The sequence below is a fragment of the Bacillus velezensis genome (genome assembly GCF_001461825.1).
GTDB classification, from domain to species: domain Bacteria; phylum Bacillota; class Bacilli; order Bacillales; family Bacillaceae; genus Bacillus; species Bacillus velezensis.
Genome location: NZ_LLZC01000004.1, coordinates 228,934 through 238,581, shown reverse-complemented (window position 1 = coordinate 238,581; position 9,648 = coordinate 228,934). Strand labels below are relative to the sequence as shown.

At 49.3% G+C, this 9,648-nt stretch carries 7 protein-coding genes; 4 read left to right on the top strand and 3 right to left on the bottom strand.

Annotation, left to right across the window (positions count from 1 at the left end; all coding sequences use genetic code 11):
* The 4 genes from AR442_RS02835 to AR442_RS02820 form a co-directional block, all read left to right on the top strand.
* Nucleotides 1–1,308, top strand: a 1,308-nt coding sequence (locus AR442_RS02835; protein WP_234034281.1) for a condensation domain-containing protein, incomplete at its 5' end; no start/stop codon positions are given.
* A gap of 34 nt (nucleotides 1,309–1,342) precedes the next feature.
* A complete protein-coding gene (srfAC, locus tag AR442_RS02830) occupies nucleotides 1,343–5,179 on the top strand; it encodes a surfactin non-ribosomal peptide synthetase SrfAC (RefSeq protein WP_053285469.1) in 3,837 nt (1,278 codons plus the stop codon).
* 19 nt (nucleotides 5,180–5,198) lie between these two features.
* A complete protein-coding gene (srfAD, locus tag AR442_RS02825) occupies nucleotides 5,199–5,930 on the top strand; it encodes a surfactin biosynthesis thioesterase SrfAD (RefSeq protein ID WP_014416878.1) in 732 nt (243 codons plus the stop codon).
* A gap of 121 nt (nucleotides 5,931–6,051) precedes the next feature.
* On the top strand, nucleotides 6,052–7,362 hold the full coding sequence (locus AR442_RS02820) for an aminotransferase class I/II-fold pyridoxal phosphate-dependent enzyme (RefSeq protein ID WP_021495134.1): 1,311 nt from the start codon (nucleotides 6,052–6,054) through the stop codon (nucleotides 7,360–7,362).
* A gap of 35 nt (nucleotides 7,363–7,397) precedes the next feature.
* Here the strand turns inward: AR442_RS02820 and AR442_RS02815 are convergent, their stop codons facing one another.
* From AR442_RS02815 to tcyC, 3 genes are all read right to left on the bottom strand, one after another.
* Nucleotides 7,398–8,072 (bottom strand): 4'-phosphopantetheinyl transferase family protein, encoded by a 675-nt coding sequence (locus AR442_RS02815; protein WP_007410244.1) that lies wholly within the window; start codon nucleotides 8,070–8,072, stop codon nucleotides 7,398–7,400.
* 98 nt (nucleotides 8,073–8,170) lie between these two features.
* Nucleotides 8,171–8,818, bottom strand: coding sequence for a YczE/YyaS/YitT family protein (locus AR442_RS02810; protein WP_079891270.1), 648 nt, complete (start codon nucleotides 8,816–8,818; stop codon nucleotides 8,171–8,173).
* An 81-nt stretch (nucleotides 8,819–8,899) separates the two neighbouring features.
* Nucleotides 8,900–9,643: a cystine ABC transporter ATP-binding protein TcyC gene (tcyC, locus tag AR442_RS02805; protein ID WP_020955310.1), complete on the bottom strand. Its 744-nt coding sequence runs from the start codon at nucleotides 9,641–9,643 to the stop codon at nucleotides 8,900–8,902.
* Between the last annotated feature and the right edge of the window lie 5 nt (nucleotides 9,644–9,648).

Sequence of the window (9,648 nt, the reverse complement as noted above, 5' to 3'; positions counted from 1 at the left end):
AAAGACGGCTTTGATCCGGACCTGGTGGAAAAAACCCTGCAAGCATTGATTGAACACCATGATGCGCTCCGCATGGTTTACCGTGAAGAAAGGGAAGGCATCATTCAGACATACCTCCCTGTCACAGAATGCAAGGCAAGCTTTGACATCGTTGATCTGTACGGAACTGACGAGGATATGCTGAAAAGCCAGATTCAGCGGCTTGCCGATCATCTTCAGGGAAGTCTGGATCTGGAGAACGGCCCGCTGTTAAAAGCGGAGCAATACCGGACAGAACAAGGCGATCATCTGTTAATCGCGGTTCACCATCTCGTCGTGGACGGGGTTTCATGGAGAATTCTGCTTGAGGATTTCGCTTCAGGTTATAAACAGGCGCAGCAGCAAAACAGCATCGTCCTCCCGCAAAAAACCCACTCCTTTAAAGATTGGGCGGAGGCGCTGAACACATTTGCGCAATCAGAAGAGCTGAAAAAGCAGGCGGATTATTGGGCGGAGGCAGATGCGGAAGAACTCCGGCCGCTGCCGAAAGACCATGATCCGAACAAACGGCTCGTCAAACATACGGCGGCCGTGAAATGTGAATTAACTGAGGAAGAAACGGCACAGCTGCTTACAGATGTTCATCATCCGTACGGAACGGAAATCAACGACATTCTGCTCAGCGCGCTCGGCTTAACGATCGGTGAATGGACGGAAAACGGCAAAGTCGGCATCAACTTAGAAGGACACGGCCGGGAAGAAATCATACCGAATGTCAATATTTCACGGACGGTCGGCTGGTTTACTGCCCAATATCCTTTGATTCTGCAAATCAGCAAGGAAGACGGCGTCTCTTCCGTCATTAAAACGGTAAAAGAGACGGTGCGGCGCGTTCCTGATAAAGGTGTAGGATACGGGATTCTCCGGTATCTGTCATCCGATGAAACAGAAAAAGGCGCCGCGCCTGAAATCAGTTTTAACTACTTAGGGCAGTTTGACAATGAAGTGAAAACGGAATGGTTTGAGCCGTCTCCATATGATATGGGACGTCAAGTCAGCGAAGAATCAGAGGCGTTATACGCACTGAGCTTCAGCGGGATGGTTACAGGCGGCCGCTTCGTCATTTCCTGCTCATACAATCAGGAAGAATATGAAAGAAGCACCGTCGAAACACAGATGCAGCGGTTTAAAGACAATCTCTTAATGATCATCCGCCATTGCACGGCCAAAGAAGAGAAAGAATTTACGCCGAGCGATTTCAGCGCGCAGGATCTTGAGATGGATGAAATGGGAGACATCTTTGACATGCTTGAGGAGAATTTAACGTGACAAAAACAGATCACAGAAGGGGGGAGCGGAGCAGATGAGCCAATTCAGCAAAGATCAGGTTCAGGACATGTATTATTTGTCGCCGATGCAGGAGGGAATGCTGTTTCATACTCTCCTGAATCCCGGCCAAAGCTTTTACATCGAACAAATGACAATGAAAGTAAAAGGCAGCTTGAATATCAAATGCCTTGAAGAAAGCATGAATGTGATCATGGACCGGTACGATGTATTTCGTACCGTGTTCATTCACGAAAAAGTAAAAAGGCCGGTCCAAGTCGTATTGAAAAAACGGCAGTTTCAGATAGAAGAAATCGATCTGACACATGTAACGGACAGCGAGCAAACAGCCAAAATCAATGAATACAAAGAACAGGATAAGATCAAGGGCTTTGATTTGACGCGGGATATTCCGATGCGGGCAGCCATTTTCAAAAAAGCGGAAGAAAGCTTTGAATGGGTGTGGAGCTACCACCACATCATTTTGGACGGCTGGTGCTTCGGCATCGTCGTGCAGGATCTGTTTAAGGTATACAATGCCCTGCGCGAACAAAAACCGTACAGCCTGCAGCCGGTCAAACCGTATAAAGACTATATCAAGTGGCTTGAAAAGCAGGATAAACAAGCATCACTGCATTACTGGCGCGGGTACTTAGAAGATTTTGAAGGACAAACGACATTTGCGGAGCAAAGAAAGAAACAAAAGGACGGCTACGATCCGAAAGAGCTGCTCTTCTCACTGCCGGAGGAGGAAACAAAAGCATTTACCGAGCTTGCAAAATCGCAGCATACCACTTTGAGTACGGCGCTGCAGGCGGTTTGGAGTGTATTAATCAGCCGCTACCAGCAGTCCGGCGATTTGATCTTCGGCACAGTCGTTTCCGGGCGTCCCGCAGAAATCAAAGGCGTTGAACATATGGTCGGGCTGTTTATCAATGCTGTCCCGAGGCGGGTGAAGCTGTCTGGGGATACCACATTTAACGGCTTGCTCAAGCAGCTGCAGGAGCAATCGCTGCAGTCTGAGCCGCATCAATATGTGCCGCTCTATGACATCCAAAGCCAGGCCGATCAGCCAAAGCTGATTGACCACATCATTGTGTTTGAAAATTATCCGCTTCAGGATGCAAAAAATGAAGAGAACAGTGAAAACGGCTTTGATATGGAGGATGTACACGTTTTTGAGAAATCGAATTATGATCTCAACCTGATGGCTTCTCCAGGTGATGAGATGCTGATTAAGCTTGCCTATAACGGGAATGTGTTTGATGAGGCGTTTATCCTGCGCTTAAAATCTCAGCTTCTCACAGCGATTCAGCAGCTCATCCAGAAGCCGGATCAGCCTGTCAATACGATCAGCCTTGTTGATGAAAAGGAAAGAGAGCTTCTGCTTACCGGCTTAAACCCGCCGGCTCAGACTCATCAGGCGAAGCCTCTGACGGATTGGTTCAAGGAAGCGGTGAATGTAAATCCTGATGCGCCGGCGCTTACGTATTCCGGCCAGACTCTTTCCTATCGTGAATTAGATGAGGAAGCGAACCGTCTTGCGCGCCGTTTGCAAAAGCAAGGTGCGGGCAAAGGCTCCGTTGTCGCGTTGTACACGAAGCGCTCGCTTGAACTGGTGATCGGCATTCTCGGCGTATTAAAAGCAGGAGCGGCTTATCTGCCGGTTGATCCGAAGCTGCCGGAAGACCGAATCTCGTATATGCTGGCTGACAGTGCGGCAGCCTGTCTGCTGACACATCAGGAGATGAAAGAAAAAGCGGCTCAGCTGCCGTATACAGGAACAACACTCATCATCGATGATCGGGCACGGTTTGAGGAACAGGCAAGCGATCCTGCAGCCGCAATTGATCCCGATGATCCGGCGTATATTATGTATACGTCCGGCACAACCGGAAAGCCGAAGGGCAATATCACCACTCATGCCAATATTCAAGGATTGGTCAAGCATGTAGATTACATGGCATTTTCTGAAAAAGATACGTTCTTATCTGTTTCCAATTACGCCTTTGACGCATTTACCTTTGATTTCTACGCATCAATACTGAATGCGGCACGGCTCATTATCGCAGATGAACATACACTGCTTGATACAGAACGGCTCACTGATCTGATCCGGCAGGAGAATGTCAATGTCATGTTTGCGACAACCGCACTTTTTAATCTTCTCACCGATGCGGGAGAGGAGTGGCTGAAGGGGCTTCGCTGTGTGTTATTCGGGGGTGAGCGCGCGTCAGTGCCTCACGTCAGAAAGGCGCTTGAGATCATGGGGCCTGGCAAGCTGATTAATTGCTACGGGCCGACTGAGGGCACGGTGTTTGCGACAGCTCACGTCGTGCACGACATACCGGATTCCATTTCCTCATTGCCGATCGGAAAGCCGATCAGCAATGCCAGTGTTTATATTCTGAACGGGCAAAATCAGCTTCAGCCATTTGGGGCTGTCGGTGAACTGTGCATCAGCGGAATGGGTGTATCAAAAGGGTATCTGAACCGTCATGACCTGACGAAGCAAACGTTTATCCCAAATCCGTTCAAGCCGGGAGAAACGCTTTACCGCACAGGGGATTTAGCACGCTGGCTGCCGGATGGAACAATTGAATACGCCGGGCGTATTGACGACCAGGTCAAAATACGCGGACACCGGATTGAGCTTGAAGAAATCGAAAAGCAGCTGCAGGAATACCCGGGTGTGAAAGATGCGGTCGTTGTTGCAGACCGCCATGAGTCCGGAGATGCATCAATCAATGCCTACCTCGTGAACCGGACGCCGCTTTCAGCTGATGACGTAAAGAGGCACTTGAAAAAACAGCTTCCTGCTTACATGGTGCCGCAAACCTTTACTTTCTTAGAGGAGCTTCCGTTAACGACAAACGGGAAGGTCAATAAACGGCAGCTGCCGAAACCGGATCAGGCTCAGCCGGCGAAAGAATGGATCGGGCCTCGAAACGCGACGGAAGAAACAATTGCGCACATCTGGTCCGACATCCTCGGCAGACAGCAGATCGGGATTCATGATGATTTCTTCGCGCTCGGAGGCCATTCCTTAAAAGCGATGACGGCAGCGTCACGCATTAAAAAAGAGCTCGGTGCGGACATTCCGGTGCAGCTGTTATTCGAAGCGACGACAATCGCAGACATTGCCGGTTATCTGCTTCACGGTGAAGAAAAAGGAATGAAAGATCTCACCATCATGAATAAAAATCAGTCTGACACACTGTTTGCGTTCCCGCCGGTTCTCGGTTACGGGCTGATGTACCAGCCGCTGGCAAAACAGCTGTCCGGCTATAAAATCTGTGCGTTTGATTTTATCGAGGAAGACAACCGCATCGAACGCTACACAGAGCTGATCAATCAGCTCCAGCCGGAAGGACCGGTCAAGCTGTTCGGATACTCGGCAGGCTGCACGCTCGCCTTTGAAACGGCCAAACAGCTTGAAGCCGAAGGACGTAAAGTGGAGCGGCTGATCATGGTCGATTCCTATAAAAAACAAGGCGTCAGCGACTTAGAAGGCCGCACCGTAGAAAGTGATGTCCAGGCGCTGATGAAGGTAAACCGGGACAATGAAGCGCTGAATAACGAAGCCGTCAAAGAAGGTCTCGCCAAAAAAACAAACGCGTTTTATTCTTATTTCGTGCATACCGTCAGCACCGGCACGGTCAATGCGGATATAGATCTATTAACGTCAGAACCGGACTTTGCGATGCCGCCGTGGCTCGCTGCGTGGGAGGAAGCCACGACAGGTGAATACCGTGTGAAAAAAGGCTGCGGCACTCACGCAGAAATGCTTCAGGGAGAATGTCTCGAAAGGAATGCGGCATATTTGCTCGAATTCCTAAGGAAGGAACATCTGAAGCTGACAACTTCACGATAGAAAAGGAGGAAGCCCGCCAATGGTCCAGCTCTTTAAATCGTTCGATACCACGGAAAAAACGCAGCTTATCTGTTTTCCGTTCGCAGGAGGCTATTCCGCATCATTCCGCCCGCTCCACACCTATCTTCAAGGTGAGTGTGAGATGCTTGCCGCGGAACCGCCGGGACACGGAACAAATCAAATGTCCCCCGTTGAGGATTTTGAACAGCTTGTCAGTTTATACAAGCAGGAGTTGAATCTCCATCCTGACCGCCCGTTTGTGCTGTTCGGCCACAGTATGGGAGGCATGGTCGCTTTCAGGCTGGCGCAAAAGCTGGAGCGGGAGGGCATTTACCCGCAGGCCGTGATCATCTCAGCCATTCAGCCGCCGCATGTGGAAAGGAAAAAAGTGTCTCATCTTGATGATGAAAAATTTCTCGCCCATATTATTGAGCTTGGCGGAATGCCGCAGGAGTTAGTGGAGAATAAGGAGGTCATGTCATTTTTCCTGCCTTCTTTCAGATCCGACTACCGCGCGCTTGAAAGCTTCCGTCCGTCTGATTCTCACATCATTCAATCACCCGTCCATATTTTTAACGGGCGGAAGGATAAAAAATGTATCAAAGATGCGGACGGATGGAAAAAATGGGCCGGCAATCCCGTATTTCATGAGTTTTCGGACGGCCACATGTTCATATTAAGTGAAACTGAAAAAGTGGCGGAACGAATCTATGAGATTATTAACAGGAGCACTGCAGGCCAATTGTTATAGGATATGACAGACAGCATTCGCTGTCTGTTTTTTGTAACAAAATCCGCCCGTGAGTTTTCTCATTTATCAAAAATTTTATGTTATGATTTGATGGAATATAATTTTGAAGGGATTGTCGTACATGAATGATGCAGCAAAAGAGCTGAACAGAACATTATCTGAAGAAAACCCGCACGTGCTTCATATGCTTTCTGATTTGGGCAGAGAGTTGTTTTATCCGAAAGGGGTGCTGACACAATCGGCGGAAGCGAAAGCCAAGGCCGGAAAGTATAATGCCACGATCGGGATTGCCACCTCACAAGGCGAGTCCATGCACTTTTCCCATATTCAAGAGACACTGTCCGCCTATAACCCCGATGATATCTACGATTATGCTCCGCCGCAGGGAAAAGAGCCGCTCAGACAGGAATGGCTGAAAAAAATGCGTCTCGAAAATCCTTCATTAGCCGGCAAAGACATCAGCACGCCGATCGTGACAAACGCTTTAACACACGGGCTGAGCATTGCCGCCGACTTGTTCGTCAATGAAGGGGATGCGCTGCTTCTGCCTGATAAATATTGGGGAAATTACAATTTCATTTTCGGTGTCCGGCGCAAGGCATCCATTGAGACGTACCCGCTTTTTCAGCAGGATGGGCGTTTTAATGCGGCGGGGCTGTCCGAGCTGCTGAAAAAGCAGAAAGAAAAGGCGATTGTTGTGCTGAATTTCCCGAATAATCCGACAGGCTATACGCCGGGGGAAGAGGAAGCGTCAGAAATCGTCAGCGTGATTCTGGAGGCGGCGGAGGCCGGCAAAGAGATTGTCGTGCTCGTAGATGATGCGTATTACAATCTGTTTTACGATGAAACGGCCATTCAGGAATCCATCTTCAGCAAACTCGCCCAAGTGCACGACCGGGTGCTTTGCGTGAAAATAGACGGCGCGACGAAGGAAAATTACGCATGGGGATTCCGCGTCGGTTTTATTACGTACAGCACAAAAAGCGAAAAAGCGCTGCGCGTGCTCGAGGAAAAAACAAAAGGGATTATCAGGGGAACGATTTCAAGCGCCCCGCACCCGTCCCAAACATTCATGCTTCGGGCGATGCAGTCACCGGAATACGAGAAAGAAAAATCGCTGAAATATAACATCATGAAAAAACGGGCTGACAAAGTGAAAGCCGTTCTTGCAGAAAACAAGCATTATGAAGACGTATGGACGCCTTATCCGTTTAACTCGGGCTATTTCATGTGTGTCCGGCTGAAAGACATAAACGCCGGCGAATTGAGAGTGTCGTTGCTTGAAAAGAGAGGAATCGGAACGATATCCATTAATGAAACCGATTTGCGAATCGCATTTTCATGTGTTGAAGAAGAACACATCGCGGATCTGTTCGAAGAAATTTATCAAGAAGCAAAGCAGCTGCAGAAACAGGCGGAAATATCAGGCTGACAAATAAGGAGGGGGACACCCTCCTTTTTCTATGCTTACAGCAGCTCTTCATACGTTTTCATCTCAATCCCGTCACAAAAATCGGGATGCGCCGCACAAACGGCCAGCTTATACTCCTCGTCCGCCTCATATGTGCGGATGAAACAAGGTTCATGTCCGTCCGGGAGCTCAATGGACACATGGCCGTCGTCTTTAAGGCGGACGCTGAATGAATCAAGCGGCAGGGAAAGCCCTTTTCCGGCCTGCTTGATAAAGCTTTCTTTCATCGACCACAGGTGGTAAAAATAATCGGTCTGCTGATCGGGGTGTTTCGCTTGCAGATCACTGTATTCCGTCGGTGAAAAAAACCGTTTGGCGATATCAATCGTGCCGGGCTTCATTTTTTCAATATCAATGCCGATCGGTTTTGAATCAACGGCACACACGATCCAGCGCCCAGAGTGGGAAATGTTAAAGTGCATGTCCGGAAGCGCGGGGATGTACGGCTTTCCGTATTCCTGGACGCTGAATGAAATCCCGGCCGGATCAAGTCCGTAAGCCTTCGCCGCAGCGGTGCGGATCAGCATGTCGCCGATCAAGGTGCGGTGAGCATCCTCCTTATGGTAAAAGCGCCGGCATTTTTCCCGCTTTTCGGCGGACACGGCCGCCATCATCCGATCCTCTTCCCCTGCAGAAAGCGGGCGGTCCATATATACTCCGTAAATCTTCATGTCCAGATCCTCCGTCTGAAAATATTGTCAAAACCATCCTATCATATCAGACGAAAGCTGTCCGAAAATAAAAAAACAAAACCGTTTCGGCTTTGTTTTTAATGAACGGACGTTGCCCGCCCGGAGATCGCGTATGTTAACAGTTTAGAGGACTGCGGCAAAGAAAAACGCAGAATCAGCCCCGTCAAAACAGCCGTAATAATGGTTCCGGCGCCGATCGGTCCGCCCATCATCCAGGCTGCGGCAAGAATCGTCAGCTCAATGCCGTTCCGCACCCATTGTACGTTCCAGCCCGTTTTTTCAGATATCAGCATCATCAGAGAGTCCCGGGGGCCCGCGCCGAGCCCTGCTGATACGTAAATACCGACGCCGCAGCCGATCAGCAGCAATCCGATAGAAAAGAACACGGCCGCTAAGGAAAAAGCGTGCGCCTCAGGAAGCAGAAACGAAAAGAAATCAATAAACATTCCCATCAGCACCATGTTTAAGATAGCACCGATTTTCGGGAGCGTCCTCGTGAACAGGCAGGTTAAAGCGACGATGACCGCGCCGACCACGATGGACCATTGTCCGACAGAAAGCCCGAAATGCTGAAAAAGCCCATAATGAAAGGCATCCCAAGGGCTGATGCCGAGAGCTTTTCCTTTAATGGTTAACGATACCCCGAAAGACAAAATCAACAGACCGGCAAAATAAAACGTCCAGCGCATCAAGAATTCCCGCTTCAAAGAGGTCCCTTCTTTCATAAAATTTCATTAATTGTCATTGTAGCATAACCGCCAAAAAAAAGAAGAAGCGAAATCAGTGTTTCGCTTCTTCTCCCGCTCCTACAAAGGATTCAGTATACGATTTAAAAACCGCTGCGTGCGTTCTTCTTTCGGCGCGGAAAAAATGTGGGCCGGCGGTCCTTGTTCCACAATGACGCCGCCGTCAATGAAGATGACTTCATCGGCCACTTCCTGCGCGAATTTGATTTCATGCGTGACGACAACCATCGTCCAGCCTTCGTTCGCCAGATCCTTAATCACTTTGAGCACCTCGCCGACCAGCTCCGGATCAAGCGCTGATGTCGGTTCGTCAAACAGCATCAGCTCGGGCTGAATCGCAAGCGCGCGGGCGATGCCGACCCGCTGCTGCTGACCGCCGGAAAGCTGGAACGGATATAAATCCATTTTGTCTTTCAGTCCGACTTTTTCCAGAAGCTCCATCGCTTCTTTTCTGACTTGCTCCTTGTCGCGCTTTTGCACTTGAACGGGTCCTTCCATGACGTTTTCAAGCGCCGTGCGGTGAGGAAACAGATGATACGCCTGAAAGACCATGCCTGATTTGCGGCGGAGGCGGAGAATATCAGCCTGCTTCACTTTTTTGGAGAAATCTATTGAAAAATCTGAGAATGCCAGCTCGCCGCGATTGGGGATCTCAAGCGCGTTCAGACAGCGCAGAAGCGTCGTTTTTCCTGAACCGGACGGCCCCAGAATGGCGATGACTTTCCCTTTTTCTATCTCCATATCTATCTTTTTTAAAATTTCATTCTGTCCGAATGATTTATTTAATCCTTTGACGGAAAGCATATCGA